The sequence below is a fragment of the Acinetobacter pittii genome (assembly GCF_034067285.1).
In the GTDB taxonomy this organism is placed as follows: domain Bacteria; phylum Pseudomonadota; class Gammaproteobacteria; order Pseudomonadales; family Moraxellaceae; genus Acinetobacter; species Acinetobacter pittii_E.
Genome location: NZ_CP139286.1, coordinates 2,074,026 through 2,099,861, shown reverse-complemented (window position 1 = coordinate 2,099,861; position 25,836 = coordinate 2,074,026). Strand labels below are relative to the sequence as shown.

General features: G+C 39.1%; 25 protein-coding genes. 19 read left to right on the top strand and 6 right to left on the bottom strand.

Features of this window, described 5'->3' with window-relative positions; all coding sequences use genetic code 11:
- The first annotated feature begins 577 nt into the window (after positions 1-577).
- The 4 genes from SOI81_RS09865 to yaaU all read left to right on the top strand — a co-directional run bounded on the left by SOI81_RS09865 (position 578) and on the right by yaaU (position 6,039).
- A complete protein-coding gene (locus SOI81_RS09865; protein ID WP_262456959.1) occupies positions 578-1,396 on the top strand; it encodes a hypothetical protein in 819 nt (272 codons plus the stop codon).
- Between the two features lie 118 nt (positions 1,397-1,514).
- A complete protein-coding gene (locus SOI81_RS09860) occupies positions 1,515-2,810 on the top strand; it encodes an acyl-CoA dehydrogenase family protein (RefSeq protein ID WP_320540615.1) in 1,296 nt (431 codons plus the stop codon).
- A 176-nt stretch (positions 2,811-2,986) separates the two neighbouring features.
- Entirely contained in the window at positions 2,987-4,378 is a 1,392-nt protein-coding gene (locus SOI81_RS09855; RefSeq protein WP_320540614.1) for an LLM class flavin-dependent oxidoreductase, read from the top strand.
- Positions 4,379-4,572: 194 nt separating this feature from the next.
- Positions 4,573-6,039, top strand: a complete 1,467-nt coding sequence (gene yaaU, locus SOI81_RS09850; protein ID WP_320540613.1) for an MFS transporter — start codon at positions 4,573-4,575, stop codon at positions 6,037-6,039.
- A 60-nt stretch (positions 6,040-6,099) separates the two neighbouring features.
- On the opposite strand, the gene SOI81_RS09845 is transcribed toward yaaU, so the two are convergent.
- Positions 6,100-7,284: a hypothetical protein gene (locus SOI81_RS09845; protein ID WP_320540612.1), complete on the bottom strand. Its 1,185-nt coding sequence runs from the start codon at positions 7,282-7,284 to the stop codon at positions 6,100-6,102.
- 440 nt (positions 7,285-7,724) lie between these two features.
- Between SOI81_RS09845 and tauA the strand changes: the two genes are divergently transcribed.
- The 4 genes from tauA to tauD are packed head-to-tail and all read left to right on the top strand — an operon-like array spanning position 7,725 to position 11,325.
- The gene (gene tauA / locus SOI81_RS09840) at positions 7,725-8,765 is read left to right on the top strand and encodes a taurine ABC transporter substrate-binding protein (protein ID WP_320540611.1); all 1,041 of its coding nucleotides are present in this window, start codon (positions 7,725-7,727) and stop codon (positions 8,763-8,765) included.
- Between the two features lie 9 nt (positions 8,766-8,774).
- Positions 8,775-9,569, top strand: coding sequence for a taurine ABC transporter ATP-binding protein (tauB, locus tag SOI81_RS09835; protein ID WP_320540610.1), 795 nt, complete (start codon positions 8,775-8,777; stop codon positions 9,567-9,569).
- Positions 9,566-10,435, top strand: coding sequence for a taurine ABC transporter permease TauC (tauC, locus tag SOI81_RS09830; RefSeq protein WP_320540609.1), 870 nt, complete (start codon positions 9,566-9,568; stop codon positions 10,433-10,435). Before tauB ends, tauC begins: the two co-directional genes overlap by 4 nt.
- 8 nt (positions 10,436-10,443) lie before the next feature.
- Positions 10,444-11,325 carry a taurine dioxygenase gene (tauD, locus tag SOI81_RS09825; RefSeq protein WP_320540608.1) on the top strand — a complete coding sequence of 294 codons (882 nt, stop codon included), beginning with the start codon at positions 10,444-10,446 and terminating at the stop codon, positions 11,323-11,325.
- Between the two features lie 71 nt (positions 11,326-11,396).
- On the opposite strand, the gene hyuR is transcribed toward tauD, so the two are convergent.
- Both hyuR and pucI read right to left on the bottom strand, forming a co-directional pair.
- Positions 11,397-12,128, bottom strand: coding sequence for an aspartate/glutamate racemase family protein (gene hyuR, locus SOI81_RS09820; RefSeq protein ID WP_239975972.1), 732 nt, complete (start codon positions 12,126-12,128; stop codon positions 11,397-11,399).
- On the bottom strand, positions 12,125-13,594 hold the full coding sequence (gene pucI / locus SOI81_RS09815) for an NCS1 family nucleobase:cation symporter-1 (protein ID WP_239975973.1): 1,470 nt from the start codon (positions 13,592-13,594) through the stop codon (positions 12,125-12,127). The genes hyuR and pucI overlap by 4 nt, the downstream gene beginning before the upstream one ends.
- 396 nt (positions 13,595-13,990) lie before the next feature.
- Here pucI and SOI81_RS09810 point away from each other — a divergent pair, with 396 nt between their 5' ends.
- Entirely contained in the window at positions 13,991-14,740 is a 750-nt protein-coding gene (locus SOI81_RS09810; protein ID WP_239975974.1) for a GntR family transcriptional regulator, read from the top strand.
- A 40-nt stretch (positions 14,741-14,780) separates the two neighbouring features.
- On the opposite strand, the gene ttdR is transcribed toward SOI81_RS09810, so the two are convergent.
- A complete protein-coding gene (gene ttdR, locus SOI81_RS09805; RefSeq protein ID WP_239975975.1) occupies positions 14,781-15,671 on the bottom strand; it encodes a LysR family transcriptional regulator in 891 nt (296 codons plus the stop codon).
- A gap of 196 nt (positions 15,672-15,867) precedes the next feature.
- On the opposite strand from ttdR, the gene SOI81_RS09800 reads away from it, so the two are divergent.
- The 3 genes from SOI81_RS09800 (at position 15,868) to SOI81_RS09790 (ending at position 18,757) form a co-directional block, all read left to right on the top strand.
- Complete coding sequence (locus SOI81_RS09800; RefSeq protein ID WP_001043290.1) at positions 15,868-16,554, top strand: hydrolase; 687 nt, start codon at positions 15,868-15,870, stop codon at positions 16,552-16,554.
- Between the two features lie 109 nt (positions 16,555-16,663).
- A complete protein-coding gene (aepA, locus tag SOI81_RS09795; RefSeq protein ID WP_239975976.1) occupies positions 16,664-18,538 on the top strand; it encodes an amidohydrolase in 1,875 nt (624 codons plus the stop codon).
- A gap of 57 nt (positions 18,539-18,595) precedes the next feature.
- A complete protein-coding gene (locus SOI81_RS09790) occupies positions 18,596-18,757 on the top strand; it encodes a DUF1427 family protein (RefSeq protein WP_000784879.1) in 162 nt (53 codons plus the stop codon).
- 68 nt (positions 18,758-18,825) lie between these two features.
- On the opposite strand, the gene arsC is transcribed toward SOI81_RS09790, so the two are convergent.
- Positions 18,826-19,254: an arsenate reductase (glutaredoxin) gene (gene arsC / locus SOI81_RS09785; RefSeq protein WP_239975977.1), complete on the bottom strand. Its 429-nt coding sequence runs from the start codon at positions 19,252-19,254 to the stop codon at positions 18,826-18,828.
- 83 nt (positions 19,255-19,337) lie between these two features.
- On the opposite strand from arsC, the gene SOI81_RS09780 reads away from it, so the two are divergent.
- Genes SOI81_RS09780 through arsH form a run of 4 tightly spaced genes read left to right on the top strand, consistent with a single transcriptional unit; the run spans position 19,338 to position 21,903 of the window.
- Positions 19,338-19,667 carry a metalloregulator ArsR/SmtB family transcription factor gene (locus tag SOI81_RS09780; RefSeq protein ID WP_239975986.1) on the top strand — a complete coding sequence of 110 codons (330 nt, stop codon included), beginning with the start codon at positions 19,338-19,340 and terminating at the stop codon, positions 19,665-19,667.
- Between the two features lie 5 nt (positions 19,668-19,672).
- Positions 19,673-20,146 (top strand): arsenate reductase ArsC, encoded by a 474-nt coding sequence (locus SOI81_RS09775; protein WP_239975978.1) that lies wholly within the window; start codon positions 19,673-19,675, stop codon positions 20,144-20,146.
- 10 nt (positions 20,147-20,156) lie between these two features.
- Complete coding sequence (arsB, locus tag SOI81_RS09770) at positions 20,157-21,203, top strand: ACR3 family arsenite efflux transporter (protein WP_239975979.1); 1,047 nt, start codon at positions 20,157-20,159, stop codon at positions 21,201-21,203.
- Positions 21,190-21,903, top strand: coding sequence for an arsenical resistance protein ArsH (gene arsH / locus SOI81_RS09765; RefSeq protein ID WP_239975980.1), 714 nt, complete (start codon positions 21,190-21,192; stop codon positions 21,901-21,903). Before arsB ends, arsH begins: the two co-directional genes overlap by 14 nt.
- A gap of 57 nt (positions 21,904-21,960) precedes the next feature.
- Here the strand turns inward: arsH and SOI81_RS09760 are convergent, their stop codons facing one another.
- On the bottom strand, positions 21,961-22,863 hold the full coding sequence (locus SOI81_RS09760; RefSeq protein WP_016141295.1) for a LysR family transcriptional regulator: 903 nt from the start codon (positions 22,861-22,863) through the stop codon (positions 21,961-21,963).
- A gap of 101 nt (positions 22,864-22,964) precedes the next feature.
- Here SOI81_RS09760 and SOI81_RS09755 point away from each other — a divergent pair, with 101 nt between their 5' ends.
- The 3 genes from SOI81_RS09755 (at position 22,965) to ahpF (ending at position 25,793) form a co-directional block, all read left to right on the top strand.
- A complete protein-coding gene (locus SOI81_RS09755) occupies positions 22,965-23,525 on the top strand; it encodes a chromate transporter (protein WP_239975981.1) in 561 nt (186 codons plus the stop codon).
- A complete protein-coding gene (locus SOI81_RS09750; protein ID WP_016141293.1) occupies positions 23,525-24,046 on the top strand; it encodes a chromate transporter in 522 nt (173 codons plus the stop codon). Before SOI81_RS09755 ends, SOI81_RS09750 begins: the two co-directional genes overlap by 1 nt.
- 181 nt (positions 24,047-24,227) lie before the next feature.
- On the top strand, positions 24,228-25,793 hold the full coding sequence (ahpF, locus tag SOI81_RS09745) for an alkyl hydroperoxide reductase subunit F (protein WP_320540607.1): 1,566 nt from the start codon (positions 24,228-24,230) through the stop codon (positions 25,791-25,793).
- Positions 25,794-25,836: the final 43 nt, after the last annotated feature.

Here is a 25,836-nt window from a genome sequence, read left to right as displayed (position 1 = left end):
AGTATTTTGACGATTAAACTTGCATCTGTGATAAATGTTCTTAGCAAGTAAAATGCCAACAGGGTAAAGCAATATAATTGCTTGATATTTCAAGAGAATAGACTGATTAATTGTTCTCAGTCTGTTAACAAAGTTTATGCTTGATGTTGCATTTGTAAAAAAGCATGTTGCATTGAAACATTGATGAAATATCTGGCGATATGCAATAGATCGTCTCATGAAAACTACCTACCTTAAGAAGTTTCCTTAATCATGCACTTACTATCTTTGTATATGTAGATACAGAAATTTTTTATAAAACTATAACAGTCTGGAGCTGTCATGAGGTGTGCTATAGTTTTTTTTCAATTATCTGTAGCTATGTATCCATTCTTCAAAAGTTCAAAATAAATGAACAAGATTTACGAATGGCCAAAATCACTTTCCAAAACAAAGTGAATGCGACTTTGGGTAATAAGCGCAGAATAGTTTCTTCTCTTTTATTCCTTTGTTGTTTTGCGTGAGGTCTGGTTGTTACGTAGGTTATTAAAGACCTGATTTAAGTGTAGCTCTTCTAAAATAGCTTGGATGTTAAAAAATGTTTATTACTTCTCAACTCAATGTCCTGCATAAAATTATTAAAAATCAGCCTATTCCTGCATCTATATTGGCTCAGTTAGAGCAAACCTACGTTAATTTTGAAGCTACTTTATTAAGAGCGAAAGTACTCAGAGACTTTTCTAAATCTGAAACTGTATATTTAATCCAATCTCATATTGAGCCACAGCAAAGTAGCGTGGCCTATCTATTTTCACCTTTTATTTTTGCAAACTTAAACAAGCCTGCCATTTATACGACACCTGCAACTGCACCTGTACTTTCTATTCTCAATAAATATTATCAAGCAGATAAAAAGGTGCTATTTAAGGTAGATGAAGTTTTAGAAAGTCTAAAAATTTATATTGATTTGGAACTTGCAGAGCTTAATGAAGTTGAGTTTATTTATTTAAGCTTAATCAAAGCTCTGTGTCGAAGTGAGCTTTCTACAGTTTTTTTAATTACAAGTTTAGACATAGATATTGAGCATTTAGAAGCTCTTGAGCAATTTCTAAAGGTCAAAATTTATTGGATTAAAACGACAAAAGATAAGGACTTAAAAAACTTTAATAGCTTAGAAATGCGGAAATTATTATTCAAAAATAAAGATGAAACCTATGTACAGCTATGTGCACAATTTGCTCAGATGAATGCGAAGCTTGTGGGACTATGTGATACCTTCACGACGCATCAAATGACTCATTTAATTGATGATATGTTTTATTCAGAGCATATTTTCGAAAAGCTATCTGTCTATTCAGAATATATGCAAACCTTATTGCAAAGTCAGCATAGTCTTAACAAGAAAGAAATCGCTTAGCGTTGGCATGCTTTTATTGTGCGTTATATAAAGTTTGAATACTGTTATAAAAAAATAATCGTTTTCATGTGAAATAAATATTTTATGGTAAAAGCAAAGCAATATTGGTTTTACTTATATGACAAATTTAAATTTTGAGCATCATCTCGGTTCACTAACGCATGCGGCACTTAGTCAGGCCACAATTATTTCTCGGGTGTGGGGTGAAGGGCCGTCATCACGTTATGATGAGTTGGCACAACATTTCAGACCGACTTTTGCTCGTATTAAAGAAGGGGTTTTAATTCGTGAGCAACAGCATATTTTGCCCTATGAACAACTTCAGTGGCTCAAAGATGTTGGTTTTACACGGTTAAGACTTCCCAAAGCTCATGGGGGCTTTGATGCCACTATTCCTGAATTATTTGCATTGCTCATTGAACTTGCAGAGGCTGATTCAAACTTACCGCAAGCTTTGCGTGTGCACTTTGGTTTCACTGAAGATGTGTTGGTGAGTAAAGATAAAGCTTTTCAACAGCGTTGGCTTAGCCGAATTGCCAATGGGGAAACGGTGGGCAGTGCTTGGTCAGAAGGCGGGAAAGAGTCAATTGATCAATTTGAAACTCATTTGTATCGAGACAGTGACGGAAAAATTCGTGTTAAAGGTCAAAAATATTACACCACAGGAAGTCTATATGCAGACTGGGTCGAAATTGGTGTAACTGACTTAAAGGGTGAATCTGGTTCGGTCGTTGTTCGCCGCGAAGATGAAGGCGTTGAAATTGTCGATGACTGGAACGGCTTTGGTCAGCAACTCACTGCAAGCGGTACAGCATATTTCCATGACGTATTGGTAGATGAAACTGAAATTTTACCTGACGATGATCGCTTTAAATATTCAGCGGCTTACTATCAACTGGTCCAACTGGCAATCATTACAGGTCTAGGACGTGCTGCAACCTATGATGTTTCTCAAGCTGTTGCTAAACGTACCCGAAACTACACGCATGCAAATGCCCAATTTGTAAAACAGGATCCGCAAATTTTACAAGTAGTAGGACAAATCCGTGGTGCGGCTTACAGTGCAGGGGCGATTGTTGAAAAAGTTGCACAAAGCTTACAGCGTGCTTACTTGGCTGCATTTCAAAATAATGAGCAGTTGGAAGAAGAGCAAAATGCGCTTGCCGAGCTTGAAAGTGCACAGTCACAAACGATCATTACCGATTTAATTTTAAATGCTTCTACGATTTTATTTGACGCTTTAGGCGCTTCGGCAACAGACAAAGATTTAGGCCTAGATCGATACTGGCGTAATGTAAGAACTTTATCTTCACACAACCCGAGAGTATTTAAAAATCGAATTGTCGGAGATTTTAGTGTAAACGGCACATTACCACCTTATCAATGGCGAATAGGGAATGTTGCTAAACAGTAAATTATAGTTTTAGATATTAAGCTGCTATTTTAGTGGCTTAATATTATTTCTATTTGTTAAAATAAATTATAAAAATCTATTAGAATAAAATCATATTTTGTTTGGGGTTTATATTATAAAGAAAACCTGAAAATTGCTTTAGTATAAAAATTAAATAAAATGCTGGTTGATATTTTATGACTAAGAAAATTAGTTTTAATGCTTTTGAAATGAATTGTATTGCCCACCAGTCTCCTGGATTATGGCGACACCCTCAAGATCGATCTGTTGAATATAAAGATTTAGAATATTGGACAGATTTAGCACAAATTCTTGAGCGTGGTTTTTTTGACGGTATTTTTATTGCAGATGTGCTCGGTATTTATGACGTTTATCATCAAAGCGCTGAGCATGCCTTAACAGGTGCAGTACAAGTTCCGGTCAATGATCCTTTGCAGATTGTGCCTGCTATGGCGGCAGTCACAAAGCATTTGGGCTTCGGTGTCACAACCTCGATTTCCTTTGAACATCCTTATCCTTTTGCTAGACGTATTAGCACGCTAGACCATTTAACCAAAGGGCGAGTTGGTTGGAATATCGTGACGTCTTACTTGGAAAGTGGTTCGAAAAACTTAGGTTTAAAAACTCAGGTTAATCATGACAATCGTTATGATATTGCTGATGAATACTTAGAAGTCCTTTACAAACTTTGGGAGGGTTCTTGGGAAAAAGGTTCGGTACTGCGTGATCGTGAAAGCGGTATCTTTGCTGACCATAAAAAAGTACATCCAATTCAGCACGAAGGTAAATACTTTACGGTGCCGGGCATCCATATTTGTGAACCATCACCGCAGCGAACCCCAGTACTCTACCAAGCAGGCGCATCTTCACGCGGTCAGAAGTTTGCGAGTCAAAATGCTGAGTGTGTATTTATTGCAGCGCCGTCTAAAATTGCCACAAAAAAAGTGGTGCAGGGTATTCGCCAAAAATTGGCTCAAGAAGGCCGCGATCCGTACTCAGTTAAAATTTATGCACTTTTGTCGATTGTCACTGATGAAACCGATGCAAAAGCACAGGCTAAGTTTAAAGAATATCAAAACTATGGAAGCTATGATGGGGCATTAACATTGCTGTCTGGCTGGTCAGGTGTGGACTTCTCACAATATCAACCAACGGACAAAGTTGAATATATTCAAACCAACGCGATTCAATCTTTATTAGATTCTTATGTAAATGCAGATCCAGACCGTGTTTGGACCATTGAAGAAATTGCAAATTGGAACAGCTTAGGTGGTAATGGGCCTGTGTTAGTGGGTTCGGCAGAAACCGTTTCAGATGCTCTACAGCAATGGGTTGAAGATACCGATATTGATGGCTTTAACTTAGCTTACATTTTGGCTCATCAAACCTTTGCCGATGTAGTTGAGTTTATTGTGCCAGAATTGCAAAAACGTGGGGTTTATCAAACATCCTATACACAAGGAACATTAAGAGAGAAATTATTTGGTGCTGGGCCATATTTGCCTGAAAATCACCGCGGTGCAAAATATCGTAATCTAAAAGAGTTAAAACTTGCTGAGGCGAGTTAATATTTTTGAAAACCTTTAAATAAATAGCTGGTTAAATGCCAGCTTTTATTTTGTCTTTTTATATCGGTTTTATTGCTGAGTTAATAATGAAAAGATAATTCTATAATTTAGATTAAAACATCAGATTAATTTGTTTTTGTATTATGTGAATAATCATTATTTTGTTCCTGTGATCAAAATACAGGAATTATTAAGTGAGCACACAAGAACTCGATCATAACCATCGTTATGAAATTAAATCTCCCGATGATGTTTCACAATTAATTTCCAAATTTGCAGGGAAGGGTAAATCGAATAAAGTTATTTGGTTGGCACTGATTGGGGTGTTTATTGATGCCTATGATTTAACAACGCTCTCATTTGGTATTGAGCAAGTCATCTCTGAGTTTTCTTTAAGCCCTGTCATGACTGGGGTGGTGGCTTCAGCAATTGTCTGCGGAACCATTGTTGGTAACCTGATTGGTGGTTGGCTGACAGATAAAATCGGCCGTTATCGGGTATTTATGGCAGACATGGTGCTCTTTGTCATTGCGGCAATTGTCGCAGGCTTTGCACCGAATGTATGGGTTTTGATTTTAGCCAGATTTATTATGGGAATTAGTGTTGGTATTGATTTGCCTGTGGCAATGTCATACTTATCTGAATTCTCCAAATTTAACGGCAGTAGCAACAAGGCAGCGCGTTTAGCCGCATGGTGCCCAATGTGGTATGCCGCTTCTTCGGTGTGTTTTGGTCTGGTTTTGGCGCTTTACTTTCTTTTACCGCCTGAACATAGCAATTGGTTATGGCGAGCATCTTTAATTTTTGGAGCAGTGCCAGCGTTACTCATTATTTTTATTCGCGGTAAATATTTAACTGAATCACCTATTTGGCTTGCAAACCAAGGCGATTTAAAAGGCGCAGCTAAAGTTCTACAAGAATCCTATGCAATTCATGCAGTCGCTACAGTTGAAAAAGTAGAAAGAATTGCTGAAAAGAAAAAGCGCGAGGGTTTTGCTGTTTTATTTAATAAAACCTATTTGCCAAGAACGATTGTGGCCATTGTGATTCACATTTCGGTGGCATTTCAGTACACGACCATTGCCTTCTTTTTACCTTCTATTTTAACGCGGTTCTTTCATACTGATGTTTTAACAACGATTACCACCACACTTGGGCTTAATTTATTGTTTGCATTTACGGGCGGGCTGTTAGGCGTATTTGTTGCTAGCAGATTTAAATCTCGTCACGTGTTGCTTACAGGTTTTTTACTCCAGTTTATAGCCCTTATTGCCTTAGCATTAATTGGTGAACCCGGTAATAGCTTTTTACTCTACACCGCAATTGGCATGCTAGGTTTATGGCTTTTTGCCGAAGGCTTTGGGCCTGGGGCACAAATGATGGTTTATCCAACCATGGCTTATCCAGCTTCGATTCGTGGTGTTGGTGTTGGCTTTAACCGTGCCGTAACAGGTGTTGCTCAAGCCATTGCCTTGTTTGTTTTACCAATTTGGATGGCGGGTTATAAAACCGATGTTTACCTGATTATTTCTATCTTTGCCTTTATTCCTTTAATTGTGATTGGGCTACTGATTAAGTTTGAGCCTACTGCCCAAGATGTCGATGTTATCGATGAAGATAAAACAGAACTTCCTCTCAGCAATTCACCAGTAATCGACTAGAGTAAAAATAATTATCTAAATGAAATAAAGGCCAACACATGTTGGCCTTTATTTTTGGAGTTAGAAGTAGTAAGCAAAAATCACAAATGCTTTTTTATTCCATTTATCATTGGTTCCACCAGCTGCAAGGCCTTCACTGTCTCCTAGATATGGATCGTGTTTACCCATCAGTAATTCGGCTTGTACTGTCAATTTTTGATAGTTAAAGGCAATGCCGGGAATAAAACGGGTTGAATCTTTAAAGCCATCTTGTTCTTTTCGATAAGAACTATAGTTTAGGTAAGGACGAACAGAGGTAATGGGGCCAAATTGCTGAGGAAATAAATAGCTGAGTTCGGCTGAATAAATCTGACCTTTGGTTGCCGAGTTAAATGAATAATCGAAACCGCCTAAAGTCAGGTGGTCTTTATATTGAGTGTCGGCATTATCGATATCTTGATAACCAGCTAAAAGCTGTAAATTCCATTGGTTGTAATTGGTATTGCTAAAAACTGAATAGACTTGACGATCGCCATCTTGTCCTGAACGTTTGTTTTCAATGGTGGAATACCAAAGAGAAGCACCCAGTTGGGTAGAGAAATTTTCTTGGCCTAAGACATTTTTAAAGGTATGAGCGCCGCGAACAACAATCGAGTTCTTTTCTTTAGTATTGGTGCCTTGCGGTACAGAGTCATCCGCATTGACAGGGTTGATACTAAATCGACTCGAGTCTTTGCTTTTACCTCTATAGGTGCCACCATCGGTAGGGTAAAAGGCAAGTTGTGCTTCATTGGTTCCATCATTGAAATCATATTTTAAGCCAAGGTTGTGTACATCTTCCCAACCCGCACTATTGGCAATGCCTAAATAATAAGTATTTCCCCAAAATCGACCCAAGCCAAAAGGAACGGGGTTTAAGCCAGCAATAATTTTACTGTTGTCATTAATTTTATAACCCAACCACGCATCGGTGAGCCAGTTGGCATCGCCTAAACGTCCATAATACTCATAAACCCGATAATCTAGATGGCCAATCCATTTCGGTGAGTTGTAGTCCAGCCATAATACTGCGTCATTAAAGGAAAATTTACTGGTAGAGGGTTCAGAGTCAAAATCATAAATATATTTAGCCCGAACAGTACCACTTACTTTAAGTTGACCTTCTTCAGCATTGCCAAAGGTAAGGGCTGCATGACTTGAGAGGCTGAATGTAATCAAAGTCGTCGCGATGAATATTTTTTTGAAAGTTGTAGGACGTTTAAACAAGGGATGATTTCTCCTCTTAAAAATAAAAATTAAATTTGCCTCATGTATAAACCAGAAAAAGATTTGTCCAAATCTTAATATTTGCAGAAGATTCAAGATAAAAAGATAATAAAATCTGTACTTTATATAAAAGAATGAAAATTAATTAGATGCAAAACTCTGGATGCGATAAGCAAAAATAAAAATGATGAAATGAATAGGATAAAATACTTACAGGATGTGTGTCAGCCTTTTCTCATCTTATCTTTTGTGAATATCGTTTTTAATTATTGATATATAAGTATTTTAATTTTACCGCTAATCTATATGATTGCTTAAAATTTGCTTTTTACCAAAAGATAAAAACTTATAAGTAAAAGTTATTTATAAAAATTAGATAAGCAACTCATATTTTTTTATTTTTCATTATAAAGTCGGCTGAATACCATGAGCTTATATTATTGAAAGATCATGAAATTATGAGCACGAAGACCAAACCGTTGATTATCACGGCAATTGTAGTAGTCGCAATTGTTGCATTTATCGTATGGCAAAATAAAAAAGACAATAATACAAGTGCTTCAGTTCGTGACAACAAACCTGTTGTGATTGCTTATCAAACTGGGGTTGACCCAAGCAAAGTGGCGCAGGCGAATGGGGATTATGAAAAACATAGCCAGCGGACTATCCAGTGGAAAAAATTTGATGCGGGTTCAGACGTAGTTAATGCACTTGCCTCGGGCGATGTCGTACTTGGCAATATTGGCTCAAGCCCACTTGCTGCTGCGGCCAGCCGTGATTTACCGATTGAAGTATTCTTAATTACTTCAAAACTTGGTGCATCTGAAGCACTCGTAGTAAGTAATAAATCAGGCATTAAAAGCCCTCAAGATTTAATTGGCAAAACCATTGCTGTACCGTTTGTTTCAACCACACATTACAGCCTTTTGTCTGCACTGAAACATTGGAATATTCCAGAAGATAAAGTAAAAATTATTAACTTGCGTCCACCTGAAATTTCAGCTGCTTGGGAACGTGGTGACATTGATGCTGCCTATGTGTGGGAACCTGCTTTAAGCAAAGCTAAAGCATCTGGCACAGTCTTAACTGACTCAAAACAAGTCGGTGAATGGGGCGCTCCAACTTATGATTTATGGGTAGTACGTAAAGACTTTGCAGAGAAAAATCCTGACTTCTTAAAAGCTTTTGTCCAAACTACGCTTGAGCAGCTTGAAAAATATAATCAAGACCCAGCCGCTTACGTTAAAGATACCGATAACGTGCAAAAAATTGCGCAGCTCACAGGTTCCGATCCAAAAGATATCCCGCTTTTATTAAGTGGAAATATTTACCTTGACCACGCTCAGCAAAAACAAACGTTAGATGGTGAATTTGCACAAAATATTTTTGATACAGCGAAATTCTTAAAAGGTCAGGGTAAGGTCGATCAACTGAAAGCCGATTATAAAGGCAATGTGAACTCTTCATTTTTGCAGCCTTAAGGAGTTGTCATGAGTGTATTAGAAGCCAAACATATTCATCTGACTTTTCCTAAACAGCAAAAGCCAGTTTTACAAGACATTAACCTAACCATTGAAGAAGGTTCTTTAACCGTGATTTTAGGTGAGTCGGGTTGTGGCAAAACAACTTTGCTTAATATCTTGGCAGGGTTTCAAAAGCCGAGTTCTGGTGATGTGCTTGTAAATCATGAAGTCGTAATTGGACCAGATGTAACTCGTGCTGTTGTATTTCAAGATCACGCCTTACTTCCTTGGCTAAATGTTGCAGATAATGTTGGTTTCGCTTTGCAGTTAAAAGGTTTAAAGCGCGTAGATATCGAGGCACAAGTAAACGCAATTTTGAAAATTGTGGGTTTAAGTCATGTTGAAAAAGCCAATATCTGGGAACTTTCCGGTGGTATGAAACAACGTGTTGGTATTGCCCGAGCTTTGATCAGTCACGCGCCGTTTATTTTATTAGATGAACCTTTTGCCGCCTTAGATGCTTTTACGCGTGAAAACATGCAGCAGCTAGTGCTCGATTTATGGATTCAACAAAATAAAAGCTTCTTTTTAATTACACATGACATTGAAGAAGCATTATTGCTCAGCAATCAGTTGATTCTTATGACAGCCCATCCGGGCAAAATTGTAGAAACTCTACACCTCGATTTTGCTCAACGATATCGTCAGGGCGAATCTATTCGCTCAATTAAATCAGACCCTCAATTTATTCAGCTCAGAGAACAGTTATTTGAAAGTTTAAGGGCACAAAAACAAAGCGGTAAGGAGGCGTTACCTACATGAACACTAAAGATAACGTCTACGAATATGACAAAGCAGAGCTAAAACTTAAGCCAGATGCGCAAACAGAAAAAGCTTCATTTCTATCTTCATTTTTTGAAAAGCATCGAACTTTGGCGGTCAGCATAATTAGTGTGGGAAGTGTAGTTGCGCTTTGGTTTCTCATTACTGCTTTGCATATCGTACCTGAGCTATTTTTACCGAGTCCACAGGCAGTCTGGCAAAAATTTATATCGGTCAGCCAAGAAGGCTTTATGAAGGCTACTTTGTGGCAACACTTGGCCGCTAGTATCTCGCGTGTTTTTTTAGCCTTGATTGCTGCCGTGGTGATTGGTGTACCACTGGGCTTATGGATGGGTCTGAACAAATGGGTTCGCGCTGTTCTAGATCCTTTGGTTGAATTATTACGTCCAATTCCACCGTTAGCTTATTTACCCTTACTCGTAATTTGGTTCGGTATTGGCGAAACCACAAAAGTACTTTTGATTTTCTTCTCGATTTTGGCGCCTGTCATTATTAGTAGTGCGCATGGTGTGTTAAGCCATCAGCTTAATCGTGAACGTGCGGCACTGTCGCTAGGAGCAAGTCAGTCACAAGTCTTTTGGCATGTCATTTTACCGACGGCATTACCTCATATTATTACCGGTATTCGTATTGGTTTAGGGGTGGGCTGGTCAACATTAGTTGCAGCAGAGTTAGTTGCAGCGGATCGCGGTATTGGTTTTATGGTGCAATCCGCAGCGCAATTCTTAATTACCGATACGGTAATTCTGGGCATTATTGTGATTGCGATTGTCGCAGTTAGTTTTGAGCTGTTGTTACGTTGGTTACAAAAACAGTTTTCTCCTTGGTATGGTCAGCAGTTGTAGTAAAGAAGATGAATACAGTAGTAGCAAACTTAAATATTGAAGTGATCAAGCCTACCATTGGCGCAATTATTCACGATATTGATTTGAATGCGTTAAATGAACAAACAAGGCAACAAATCCAGCAGGCTTTGCTTGATCATCAAGTCATTTTTTTTCGAAAGCAACAATTAGTACCGCAAGCACAGGCAGACTTGGCACGTAGTTTTGGCAGCTTACATGTGCACCCGATTTATCCTTCAATTGAAGATGTACCTGAAGTGATGGTGCTCGATAGCTGGAAACAAGATTTGCGTGACAATGAACTTTGGCACACAGATGTGACTTTTAGTAAAAATCCACCTTTAGGTTGTGTGTTGCAAGCTATTAAAATTCCACCTGTAGGCGGTGACACGTTGTGGTCGAGTAATACAGCAGCTTTTAAAGGGCTCTCGCTTGAGTTACAGCAAAAATTACGTGGCTTAACTGCAACACACGATATTCGTAAGTCTTTTCCGATTGAGCGTTTTGCTCATAACGAAGAAGAACGTGAAAAGCTTTTGCAAACATTTAAGCGTAACCCACCAGTGGTTCACCCAGTAGTGCGTACTCATCCGGTTACAGGTGAGCCTTTGTTGTTTGTAAGTGAGGGCTTTACCACTCGAATTAATGAGTTACCTGAACAAGAAAGTGAGCAGTTGCTTAATTTCTTGTTTGAACATGCGACTCAAGAGCAGTTTCATTTGCGTTGGAAATGGCAAGATGGTGATGTCGCGATTTGGGATAACCGTTGCACACAACATAAAGCATTATTTGATTATGGCGATGCCCATCGCATCATGCACCGTGCAACTATTAATGGCGATGTACCATTTTATAAAGAAGAAAAACAACCAGAGTTAGCAGAGGCTTAATTCTTTTATACTCTATGTTTCAATTCCAACGCCGCATTTTGAGTTGGAATTGAAACAGTAAGTTATCTCTATTATGCTCCAAAACTAGACAATATGCCTGTGTAGTTCTTTACAGGAGGCAAGGCCCAATCACCAATTTTGCTGGTTTTTAAATTTAATTGAACTAACATTTCAGCTTGTTTAACTGCTGCTGCAACGCCGTCAATAACAATCACTCCCAACTCGTTTTGTAGCTTTAAACATAAATCACTCATGCCTGCACAGCCTAAAACAATCGCATCGCTTTTATCTTCTGCGAGTGCTTTTTTGCACTCATCTCGTATGGTCCTATAAGCGTCTGAGTCAGGAAGCTCCAACTCTTCAACTGCAATGTCACAAGCTCGAACATTTTTACAAAATGGTGTAGCCCCATAGCGATGAGCCAGATGCCAACTCATATTCACTGTGCGTTGTAAGGTTGTGACCACACTAAAACCAGTACTTACATAACTTGCAGTTCGCATAGCTGCTTCGGCAATCCCGATCACAGGTGCCGAAGTGATTTCACGGGCAGCATAAAGCGCGGGGTCACCAAAACAAGCAATAACATAAGCATCTACGCCTAGAAGTTCACCTTGGCGAATTTCTTCTAAAACACCTACTGCGCTTAATGCTTCATCATAATAACTTTCAATCGTTGCAGGGCCCATTTGAGGACTCACTGCAATAATTTTAGTATCAGAACCTGCGACTATCTTGGCTGATGCAGCAATTTTGTTAGTCATGCTTTGTGTGGTGTTGGGGTTAATAATTTTAATTTTCATTGTGCTTTTGCCTTAGTCATTGCCGATTTAGTATGGCCAAGCGGTTGGTTCAGAAACCGATAAATGACAAAACCAAATCCCATCCCAATAAACCATGTGAAATTAGCCAGCCCAGAGAGTTGTGGTAAAAGTACGCAGAGAATAGGAATTAATGAAGCTGGAATTAAGGCATAAAAGGCAGAGTGGTTATAACCATTTTTGTACCAATACGAGCCTTGAGTATCTAAAGTATATAAATCATCTACCACGATTTTTTGTTTTTTAACGAGGTAAAAATCGGCGAGCAAGACACCAAAAAGTGGACCAATAAATGCACCTAAAATATCAATGGTGTAATGGATTACTTGAGGGTTATTAAATAAATTCCATGGCGTAATAAAAATTGAACCCACTGCTGCAATCATTCCACCCATGCGCCAGCTAATTTTACTCGGTGAAACATTAGAAAAATCAAAGGCCGGTGAAACAAAGTTAGCGACAATATTAATTCCGATGGTGGCAATCATTAAGGTCAAGCTGCCTAAAATCACCACAAAAGTATTATCAAGTTTACCGACCATCTCGACAGGGTCTGTAATGAGCTTGCCGTACACTGGCAAAGTTGCTGCAATACAAACCACAGTAAGTAAAGAAAAACCTAAGAAGTTAATCGGTAGTCCAAGAAAGTTGCCCATTTTAATGGCCTTAAAGCTTTTGCCATAACGAGAGAAGTCGCCAAAGTTCAGCATAGGCCCTGAAAAATATGAAACAACAAGCGCAATAGCACCAATCATGACTGGTACAACTGCAAAACCGTCGTATTGAACCCCACTCAAGTTTAAATCAATATTCTGCCAGCCAGCTTTCCAGATCAGCCATATTGCCATGGCAAACATTACGATGTAGACAGCCGGACCCGCCCAGTCAATGAACTTACGAATGCTGTCCATGCCCGACCAGAAAACAATCGCTTGTAGTAGCCAAAGCAGCATGAAGCCAACCCATCCTAAATAGGAAAGCCCAAGAAACCCGTAATTTGAAACATCGGCATAGACTGACCATTCTGGAAAGAACTTTAAAATAACCAATAAAAAGGCACTGGATGCCAAATAGGTTTGAATGCCATACCATGCGACAGCAATAAGCCCACGAATAACGGCAGGAATATTGGCACCAAGCACCCCGAAGGTTGCGCGGCAAATAACAGGATAGGGCGTGCCAGTTTGTTGGCTAGACTTGGCAATGAGGTTTGTAAAAAACTGAACTATAGCAATACCGATCAGTAAAGATAAAAGTACCTGCCAGCTATTGAGCCCTAGTGCAAAAAGGCTCCCAGCCATGACATAACCGCCGACACTATGAACATCGGACATCCAAAAGGCAAAAATATTATAAGCGCCCCACGTTTGCTTTTTTAAAGGAGCTAGGTCTTGATTTGTCAGTTTTGCATCATAAGAAGGTTTAATTATTGCTTCCGTATTATTCATCTTGAACACTCACTTCTTTAAGATGGAGGCACTTTCAGCAGCATTGTTGTTCTGTCTAAAAGAATGAAATTAAAATTGTGTACAATGTGGTATTTAAATTGTGCACAATTCCAATTGAGCAAAAGTTATGCCAAATTTAAGAAGTAGCGTTTATGAGTCATTAAAAATGGTATGAATTTTGGATATGAAGAGAGAGATTTCTAAAATGAGAAGGACTGATTTTTTAATAAAAAGTAAATAAATTTAGTGATATAAGTTGATAGTTTAATAACAAATATTAAATTGTTTAGCTCAACATAAGCGTTGGGGGAATGAGAGAAATATTTCCAACTGCTTAAGTTAAACTTACACTATTCAAAATAGATAAAGTTCTAAAAAGAGGAGACATTAATAAAAATGGAGAAATCAATGTCATCGAATGCACCAAAAAAAGCTGTAGAAATGAGCAATGATGAAATTGATGACCATATATATAATGCAATTGTAGATGCTATTTTAAATCGACAACTCGCACCTGGCGCACGTTTGGTTGAAGCACCTTTGTGTGAAGCATTTGGTGTAACGCGAGGAGTATTAAGACGTGTCTTCGTGAAACTTGCACATGATAAGGTGATCGAAATTCAGCCCAATCGTGGGGCACTCATCGCAAAACATAGTGCTCATGAAACAAAAGAGGTCTTTGAAGCACGCAGCATGCTTGAAATCGCCACGGTAAAAAAGCTAGCTCAAAAGTCACATAACCTAGATTTTAGTGAGCTTCGAGGCTTAGTAGACCAAGAGTCTCATGAGCGTTTAGCTGGCAATTGGGCTGAGTGGATTAAGCTATCAGGTCAATTTCATTTAAAACTTGTCGAGGCAAATCAGAATACGATCATGACCAGTTATTTGCAGACGCTTATTGCGAGGACTTCGTTATTAATTGGGTTATATGAAATTCCAAAACATAATAATTGTTCAGCAGATGAACATCGTGCGATTTTAGATGCCATTGAGCAAGGAAATGAAAAATTAGCTACTCAATTGATGGAGGAGCATTTAGAACACTACGCGACGACATTTATTGAAGAAAATAGCACAGCATCCGTAGAGCAAAATTTATTAAATTTATTTAAAAATAAGAAAATTGAAACCATTCAAACTAACTAAAAAATAATGGGCCAATTCTTCTGGAAAAGGCCCAGTCCCTTTATTTTATAGGAACGATTTGTTGCGTCAGAAAGTCAATAAATAGTTTTACTTTCTTCGATAGAATTTTACGGTTTGGCCATGTCACATATAAGTGAAGGGGTTGACTGGTGTAATCCTCCAAACACTTCTGTAATTTACCTTCTTTGTAGTAAGGTTCAGCAATAAACTCAGGAAGAAAGACAATGCCGTGGTCTTTTAGGCACATATCTAATAATAATTCACCATTATTACAGGTCATCACTGGGAAGCAATTGAACGACACTTCTTTCTGATCTTTTTGGAAAATCAACTTTTTATGCCGACTATCTTGATAGTAAATTAGAAACTTATGTTCTTTAAGTTCTTCTAATGAGTCTGGTAATCCATGCTGATTAAAATACTCAGGTGTTGCATATAGATAGCGCTGATAGGTATTTAATATTTTACTATTTGCCAAATTTGGAGGAGAGCCATCTACACGAATGGTTAAATCAAATTTATTATTATTCATATCTAATAGCTGATCAGTCATGAATAAATCAATTTTGATGCTGGGGTATTTCTCTATAAAGTCTGAAATGATCTGTTGAAGAAAAATATTGCTAAAAGACATTGGTGTATTGAGCTTGAGTTCACCTTCAGGATATTGCTGGTTATAGCTAATTTCATAGGCAGCCCACTCGAACTCACTTAAAATGACTTTACTATGCTGATAAAACTTTTCCCCACAAGAGGTAAGGTTCATCTGTCTGGTGGTGCGGGTTAATAGTGTGGTTTTTAGGTCATTTTCGAGGTAGCAAACACGTTTGGCAACCAAGTCGCGAGAGATATCAAGTGCTCTAGCGGCACTACTAAAATTCCCATGTTCTACGACACTTACAAAAGTGGAAATACAGTCTAATCGATCCATGGATAAGCGAAAGTTAAAAAATATATATCAATGATTAAACTATAAAAATTAAAAAGCAATCATTGTTTTTATTGTATCCATACAGCATACAGATTCGTGCTGATTTGCTGTCTATGCTTTTACATTTTTATCTGTTTTTATAGTGACCAGTAAGCAATTTTAAAGCATTACTCATAAGGAATAATGGAGTTTACCCATGAATAAGTCACTTTTAGAACAACTTTCACCAACGAATTGTCAGGTTATTTTTATTGATCATCAGCCACAAATGGCTTTTGGGGTACAGTCAATAGATCGTCAAGTATTAAAAAATAATACTGTAGGGTTAGCAAAAGCAGCTAAAACATTCAATATTCCTGTCACCATTACCACGGTTGAAACAGAAAGCTTCTCTGGCCATACCTATCCAGAACTTTTAGATGTATTTCCAGATGCTCCATTACTAGAACGTACTTCAATGAATTCATGGGATGACCAAAAAGTACGTGATTCGCTTGCAAAAAATAATCGTAAAAAAGTGATTGTTTCAGGTTTGTGGACTGAAGTGTGCAATAACACCTTTGCTTTTGGTGCCATGCTTGAAGGCGATTATGAAATTTATATGGTGGCAGATGCTTCTGGTGGTACATCAAAAGAAGCACATGACTATGCGATGCAACGCATGATTCAAGCGGGTGTTGTTCCTGTAACTTGGCAACAAGTATTACTTGAGTGGCAACGTGATTGGGCACACCGTGATACGTATGATGCAGTTATGGCAATTGTACGTGAGCACTCTGGTGCTTACGGTATGGGTGTGGACTATGCCTATACGATGGTACATAAGGCGCCTGAGCGGACAACGTCAAAACACGAAGTACTTGCACCAGTTCCGGCAAAATAAAACAGAACTGATTTAGGTAAAGGCATGTCTAGTATTTAATATTTAAGCGATATTAATACAGATATGCTTTTATTTTTTAGAACGATAATTCACAAGAATGGAGTTCAGAATGACCGAAATAAACCTCATATTCAAAAACGGTAAAATTACAACGCTAGATCCTCAAAACCCTGAAGTACAAGCAATAGCGATTGCAGATGGTAAAGTCGTACGTACGGGTACAAATGATGAGGTTATGAAGCTCGCTACTCCAACAAGTAAAGTTGTAGACTTAAATGGTCGTCGCGTTATACCGGGTCTAAATGACAGTCATCTGCATATTATTCGTGGTGGCCTAAATTACAATATGGAGCTGCGCTGGGAAGGTGTACCATCCGTTGCGGATGCACTACGCTTACTTAAAGAGCAAGCAGATAATACGCCAGCGCCACAATGGGTCCGTGTAGTAGGTGGCTGGACTGAGTTCCAGTTTGCTGAAAAGCGTTTACCGACTTTAGAAGAAATTAATAAAGCTGCGCCAGATACTCCTGTGTTCGTTTTACATTTATATGCCAGTGCTTTGTTGAACCGAGCAGCACTTGATGTATTAGGCTTTAATAAAGATACACCGGATCCGCCGGGTGGCAAGATTGTACGAGATGAAAAGGGTGAACCAACTGGTCTGTTGCTCGCAACTCCATCCGCTATGATTTTATATTCGACTCTAGGTAAAGCGCCGAAATTGCCAGTTGAAGATCAAGTCAATTCAACTCGTCATTTCATGCGTGAGCTGAACCGATTAGGCATTACTTCCGCAATTGATGCGGGTGGTGGCGGTCAAAATTATCCTGAAGATTATGATGTGATTAAGCAATTGCACGATCAAAATCAAATGACGGTTCGAATTGCTTATAACCTATTTGCTCAGAAGGCAGGCCAAGAGCTTGATGATTATCGCCGTTGGACCGAAATGACATTTCCGGGTGATGGTGATGAGCTATTTAGAATGAATGGAGCAGGTGAGAACCTGACTTGGTCGGCAGGTGACTTCGAAGATTTCTATGAGCCACGTCCAGATTTACCGGAAAAAATGGAAGGTGAACTCGAAGCTATTGTAGAGCACTTGGCTGAAAAGAAATGGCCATTCCGTATTCATGCAACCTATGATGAAAGTATCAATCGTTTGCTCAATGTATTTGAGCGCGTCAATTCAAAACAGCCATTTGCAACTCGATTTATTATTGACCATGCCGAAACCGTATCTGAGCGTAATATCGAACGTATAGGTGCGTTGGGTGGTGGTATCGCCATTCAACACCGTATGGCATATCAAGGTGAGATTTTCGTAAAACGCTATGGTGCTGAGGCTGCTCAGGCAACGCCACCTGTTAAAAAAATGCTAGAACTCGGTGTGCCTGTGGGTGCGGGCACAGATGCGACCCGTGTTGCATCCTATAACCCTTGGGTTTGTTTGTATTGGCTAAGTACTGGTAAAACAGTCGGTGGTTTGCCACTCTATGATGAAAAAAATCTATTAGACCGTCAGACAGCACTCAAACTCTGGACTAAAGGTTCGGCTTGGTTCTCTGGTGAAAAAGATGTTAAAGGTTCACTCACAGAAGGGGAACTTGCTGACTTGGTTGTGCTGTCCGATGACTACTTCAAAGTTGAAGCAGAAGATATCCAGTGGATTGAGTCTGTACTCACTGTTTTAGGCGGAAAAGTGGTATATGCAGGAGCAGAATTCAAGCAAGAAGATCCGCCGTTACCGCCAGCATCACCAACATGGTCGCCAGTAAAACGCTTCGGTGGACAATGGCGTTTATCTGAAAACCGTAATGCACCATCCAATCAGTCACTACAGTCACAAAGTGCATTGTGCGCATGCGCCAGCAGTTGTGGCATGCATGGACATAGCCACGCTTGGATGCTTGATGTTCCTGTAAATGATAAGGACAAAACATCTTTCTGGGGCGCACTCGGGTGTTCTTGTTTTGCATTTTAAATAAAACAGTTTGGGAACCTGCTTCGTTAAATGGCTTGTTTCCTTAAGGTATGTACGATGAAAATGTACTTGTTATCTTTGGCTGTAGGGTTGCTCGTTGGTGTCTTATATTACGTCTTAAATGTTAAGTCACCAGCTCCTCCTCTTGTTGCATTAGTGGGGTTATTAGGCATGGTAATAGGAGAGCAACTTCTTCCTTTTATTAAGTCTTATTTTTAAACCGTTTCACTCAAAAAAGCTAAATGGTGTTGTGCCATTTAGCTTTTTATATTGATGAGTGTCTTCAATTATTTTATACGACGGCCTTGCTCATCAATAATGACTTCACCATCTTCTTTTGCGAAATAGCCTAAGTTTTGTGAATCTAAAATGTCCAATACAACCTCAGAAGGGCGGCAAAGACGTGTGCCTTTGGATGTAACCACAAATGGGCGATTAATTAAAATTGGGTACTGAACCATAAAATCAATTAACTGTTCACAGGTCCAATGCTCTTGTTCCAGTTCTAAATCTTTATACGGATCAACATTTTTACGGATTGCTTCACGTACAGTTAAGTTTGAATCCCTAATAAGTTGAATTAGTTCATCTTTACTGGGTGGTGTTTTTAAATATTCAATAACGATAGGCTCAAACCCCGCATGACGAATGAACGCCAATGTATTGCGTGATGTGCCACATGCAGGGTTATGATAAATCTTCACTAGTTCCGCCATGATAATTATTCATTGAATTAAGATATTGCATTTATATATGGATATCCGTATATTTGCAATAACGAATATAAGTGGCTGCACATATGATCACTCAAGTCGATTTCTTTAAATGTCTTTCTGATCAAACTCGTTTAAACATTCTTAAGTTAGTTCTGAGTAAACAAAATATCTGTGTCTGCGAGCTAACTGAACAGCTTGAGTTGAGCCAACCAAAAATTTCCCGACATTTAGCCCTATTACGGACCCATGGCATCCTTCTTGATTCAAGACAGGGGCAATGGGTGTATTACAGCGTTAATCCTGAACTGCCGATCTGGGCAATCAACATTTTGAATATTTTGGCGCAGCAAGATGACGATGCAATGAAACCATTGTCTGGTCAGCTAGGGTCTATTTCTACCTTTTGTGAGTAAAGATCATGAAATTTCTATTTCTATGTACGGGTAATAGTTGCCGTAGTATTTTGTCAGAAGTTTTATTTAACAGCCGCGCACCAGAAGGGTGGAATGCTTATAGTGCTGGTAGCAAACCTTCCGGTCAGGTACATCCGCTAACGATTGAAACACTTGAAAATTTAAGTTTATCTACAGATGGCTTATGGAGTAAAACGATTGATGATTGCGAGCAATATCAATCAGATGTAGTGATTACTGTTTGTGACTCAGCAGCGCAAGAAGCATGCCCATTGTATTTAGGTGGTGCAATTAAAGCACATTGGGGCTTAAGTGACCCATCACATCTCGACTTACCAAAAGAAGAAAAACTCAAAGCGTTCCAAAATACTGTTGATCATATTAACCGCCGTTTAGATGCTTTATTTGCATTAGACGTTGCACATTTGAGCCGTTCGCAACTTATTAATGAAATTAACCAAATCTCGCATATTGATTAAAGAGAATGACATGGCCAAATCTAAGCTATCATTTTTAGATAGAAACCTAACGCTATGGATTTTTATTGCTATGGCTTTAGGTGTAGCCATTGGTGTTTTCTTTCCTCAAGCATCAATGTCTTTAAATCAGCTCAGTGTAGATAACGTTAATATTCCAATTGCGATTGGTTTAATTTTAATGATGTATCCGCCTTTGGCAAAAGTAGACTATGCAGCTTTGCCTGAAGTGTTTAAAGATAAGAAAACACTCGCTTTGTCTTTAATACAAAACTGGATTATTGCTCCAGTCTTAATGTTTATTCTTGCGGTTATTTTTTTACATAGCTATCCAGAATATATGACGGGTCTCATTCTAATTGGGTTAGCACGTTGTATTGCAATGGTTTTGGTTTGGAATGGCTTGGCATGTGGCGATAACCAATATGTTGCAGCTTTGGTCGCCTTTAACAGTATTTTCCAAATTTTATTCTTTAGCACTTATGCATGGCTATTTCTGACCTTTTTGCCTCCGTACTTTGGTGTGGCAGGACAAGTCATTAATGTCGATTTTTGGACTATTACCCATGCTGTATTGGTGTATTTGGGTATTCCATTTTTAATGGGTTTCTTGACTCGTCTAGTTTTAGTTAAGGCAAAAGGTTTGAATTGGTATCAAACCAAGTTTTTACCAAAAATTAGCCCGTTAAGTCTAATCGCCTTACTCTTTACTATTGTCGCCATGTTTAGTTTAAAAGGTGGCGATGTGGTGAGTTTACCTCTAGATGTATTGTTAATTGCTGTCCCACTGACGATTTACTTTGTGGTGATGTTCTTTATCAGCTTCTTTATGAGTAAACAGATGGGGAATAACTACCCACGTACGACTGCCATTTCATTTACCGCAGCGGGTAACAATTTTGAGCTCGCTTTAGCAGTGGCAATTGCAACATTTGGTTTAGCTTCTCCGGTTGCTTTTACTACAGTAATTGGACCATTGGTTGAAGTTCCGGTTTTAATTTCACTCGTTTCAGTTTCGCTTTGGTTAAAGAAAAAGTATTTTTCACATGAACAGTTCTAATAATGATTTAGCAAATGTAGAGCTAAGCCTTTTGGATAAGCCTACATTCGAAGAAATACAAGCACAGCAGCTTGAACATCCACCCCGTATTTTATTGTTATATGGTTCTAACCGTGAACGCTCTTATAGCCGTTTTGCTGTGCTAACTGCTGGGCGTATCCTTGAATACCTAGGTGCCGAAGTCAAAATTTTTCACCCTAAAGGTTTGCCTTTGCCCGAAGATGCAGCAACTGATCATCCAAAAGTACAAGAGTTACATGAACTTTTGACTTGGTCAGAAGGTATGGTGTGGTGTTCGCCTGAACGTCATGGGGCAATGAGTTCAATTTTAAAAGCTCAAATTGATTGGATTCCTTTAGCTGGCGGAGCAATACGTGCAACACAAGGTAAAACCTTAGCCGTTATGCAAGTCAGCGGTGGTTCACAGTCTTTTAATGCCGTGAATCAAATGCGTATTTTAGGACGTTGGATGCGCATGATTACCATCCCAAATCAGTCTTCTGTTGCTAAAGCTTTTTTAGAGTTTGAAGAAGATGGCAGTATGAAACCATCCTCTTACTTTGACCGAATTGTTGATGTCATGGAAGAACTCTATAAGTTCACTTTATTAACACGTGGGCAAAAACAGTACCTGACTAATCGCTATTCGGAGCGTAAAGAATCGGCAGAAGAGCTATCAAAACGAGTAAATCAAAAATAAAAAGTTTTATCCCAAAAAGTGCTCTAGTTAGAGCACTTTTTATTGAGTGTTTTGAGACTAAGTCATTGTAGGTAATAGTTTTTGTAATAATTCAATAAAGTTTGAAACTTTGGCCGAATTTTCATTTTCTCTGGTAATCAAGTAAATAGGCGCATTCAGTTTTATTGAATGATCAAACTCGCGATAAATAATTTCATGATCCCAAAAATTATGCATTGAGGCTGGCACAATAGTAATGCCAATTCCGGCAGCAACTAAATTTAATGTTGCGGTAGGACGCGGCGCTTCTTGAATAATGCGTGGACTAAAACCTGCCTGATAGCAACTATATAAAATATTGTCATATAAACCTTGCCCAGAAGAGCGACGGTATAAAACAAAATTCTCATCTGATAAGTCACTTAAACTAATTTTCTCTTTTTGCGTAAGAGGATGTCCTATAGGCAATGCAACCACCATCGGCTCATCTAATATATGTAAGTGTTTTAACCCAATATCACGGCTGATCGGTGCTCTTAAAAAAGCAATATCTAGCTTTTCTGAAATTAACCAGTCCAGTTGTTTTTGACTGCCTGCTTCTTCAAGTTTGGTTTGTACTCCTGGATATATTTCCCGATATGAACGTAATACTAATGAGATAAGCGGATGTAAGCCGGCTGAACTAGTAAAACCAATATTAAGTTGTCCCGTTTTACCTTGGCTAACATCTTGGACTAATTGGGGTATATGTCTGGCATGTTCTAATAAAAGTTGTGCTTCTTTAAATAAGGCTAAACCTGCTTCTGTCGGTTCAATTCCACGCGGTTGACGAATAAGTAATTGAGTACCGAGTTCTTGTTCAAGTTTCTTGAGTAAACGCGTTAGAGGCGGCTGTTGAATAAACAAACGGTTTGCTGCATGAGTAATATTTCTTTCTTCAACCACCACCACGAAGGCATGAAGCTTATGTAAATCTAACATAGGAATACCTTTAGGGTATGGTTAGTGAAAATAAAAGCATTTGTAGATATATCATAAAAGTATCATTCTATCTTGGTCAGTTAAAGTGAAAAGTAACGAAAATGAACCATGTTGAGATTGCCGTGCAGAAGGAGAGCGTACCGTCCTGCACAGAGTTATTTTTAGGTTTTTTAACATTAGGTTTAATTGGATTTGGTGGTGTATTGCCTTTAGCACGTAAAGTTGTTGTAGAGCAAAGGCAGTGGCTAAGTCCTGAAAAATTCACTGAGTTACTTGGTCTATGCCAATTCCTACCAGGTGGCAATATTATTAATTTATCTGTTGCGATTGGGATGGAATTCCGCGGTGTCCGTGGAGCCGCGAGTGCACTCATTGGCCTCATTTTTGCTCCAACAGTCATTGTCGTACTTCTGCATTATGTCTATGAACAGTTCCAAGATAATTTAATGGTTAAGCATCTTTTCGAAGGGTTAGGTGCAGCAGCAGCAGGGCTTTTGGTCGCAACCGGCTTAAAAATGTTGAAACCATTGTTGCGTAACCCAATAGCGATGTGTGTTGTCGTGGCGGCAATTATCAGTATTGCTTTTCTAAAAATCTCCTTGCTTTTGACCATGCTAATTTTGTTGGCTCTTTATTCAACTATTATTTGGAGACGTGTGTAATGGGCGCAGTTCTACTTACTTTAGCCATCATTTTTACTCAGTTGTCTCTTATTGCATTTGGTGGTGGGAATACGATTTTGCCCGAAATGCAACGCCAAGTGGTTGATATTCACCATTGGATGACAGCACAAGAATTTAGTGCTCTGTTTGCTATGGCTCAAGCAGCACCCGGTCCAAATATGATGATTGTACCGTTGGTAGGGTGGCATGTAGCAGGGTTGTCTGGTCTACTCGTGACTTCTATAGCTAAATTTTTACCTTCATCGATTATTACTGTGTTTGTAATGAGAGGTTGGTCAAAATTTAAAGATAAAAAATGGCGCCGTGTTTTACAGCTTGCTTTACAACCTGTCACTGTTGGAACGGTGCTTGCCAGTGCTTGGATTATCTCTGAGGCAGCGGCAATAAATACTTTACTTATTATTATGGTAGTCATTGCAACTTTATTATCTTTAATTAAAAAAGTTCATCCCTTGCATGTCCTGATTGCTGGCGCTGTATTTGGCGTGGTCTTACTCTAGTTTAACCAGTTTGCTGACCTGCGCTGGGATGAGTTCAGGTTGGCTTTTTTTGATTTGAAGTGAATAATAATAAAATCTAAAAAACCGATTAAATACATAAAAACATACTGTTTTACCTATTTTATGTTTTAACGTACTATGCATCTATTGAAAGAATTTGGATGCATTGGAGTAAAAACAGATGTTAGATCAAAATATTAAAACTCAATTAAAAGCTTACTTAGAACGTTTAGAAAGTCCAATCGAATTAGTTGCTGCTTTAGATGAGTCAGATAAAGCTGCTCAAATTAAAGAGCTGGTGAGTGAAATCGCCGAGCTTTCTGACAAGGTCACTGCCCGTTTTGATGGCAACAATACACGTCGTCCAAGCTTTGGTGTGGCTAAAGCAGGTGAACAGCCTCGTGTGTTTTTTGCAGGCTTACCGATGGGTCATGAGTTTACGTCTTTGATCTTGGCACTGTTACAGGTGTCTGGCTATGCACCTAAAGTGTCAGATGAAGTGCTCAACCAGATTAAAGACTTAAACCTCAAAGCCAACTTTGATGTGTTTGTATCATTAAGCTGTCATAACTGTCCTGATGTAGTACAGGCGCTTAACCTGATTGCCATTTATAACCAGAACACCACAGCAACCATGATTGACGGTTCATTCTTCCAAGACGAAGTTGAACAACGCAAAATCATGGCTGTACCGATGGTATTCCAAGACAACGAACACATTGGTCAAGGTCGTATGACCCTTGAAGAGATTGTGGCGAAACTTGACACCAATTCTGCTGAAAAAGATGCAGCAGCACTCAATGCCAAAGATGCCTTTGATGTATTGGTGATTGGTGGTGGGCCTGCGGGTGCAACAGCAGCAATCTATGCGGCACGTAAAGGCATTAACACGGGCATCGTGGCTGAACGCTTTGGTGGTCAGGTCATGGATACCATGGACATTGAAAACTTCACCTCTGTGCAAAAGACACAAGGTCCTAAGTTTGCTGCCGAGATGGAAGCCCATGTCCGTGAATATGATGTCGATATCATGAACCTGCAACGTGTGAGCAAAATCACAGGTGCCAACCAAACTGAAAACGGTCTGGTTAAAGTTGAACTTGAAAACGGTGCAAAACTTGAATCGAAAACAGTGATCCTTTCAACAGGTGCACGTTGGAGAGAAATGAATGTACCGGGTGAGCAAGAATACCGTACCCGTGGTGTAGCGTATTGCCCACACTGTGATGGTCCGTTGTTCAAAGGCAAACGTGTCGCAGTGATTGGTGGCGGTAACTCAGGTGTTGAAGCTGCGATTGACCTTGCAGGGATTGTTGAGCATGTGACACTGGTTGAGTTCGATACCAAACTTCGTGCAGACCAAGTGTTGCAAAACAAATTGCATAGCTTGCCAAACACCACTGTGATTATGAATGCGTTAAGCACAGAAGTGCTGGGTGATGGCTCACAAGTGACTGGTCTTAAATATAAAGACCGTGCCACTGATGAAGAGCATGTGGTAGAACTTGCAGGGATCTTTGTACAGATTGGTTTACTGCCAAACACTGACTTCTTGAAAGACAGTGAAGTTGAGTTAACCAACCGTGGTGAGATCATTGTCAATGACCGCAACGAAACCAATGTTCAAGGTGTATTTGCTGCAGGTGACTGTACCACTGTACCTTACAAGCAAATCATTATTGCCACAGGTGAAGGTGCTAAAGCATCACTCTCTGCGTTTGATTACATCATCCGTTCTGGGCAGTAAAATTTAATACTAAAACGAAAGAGCCAAAGGTTATCCTTTGGCT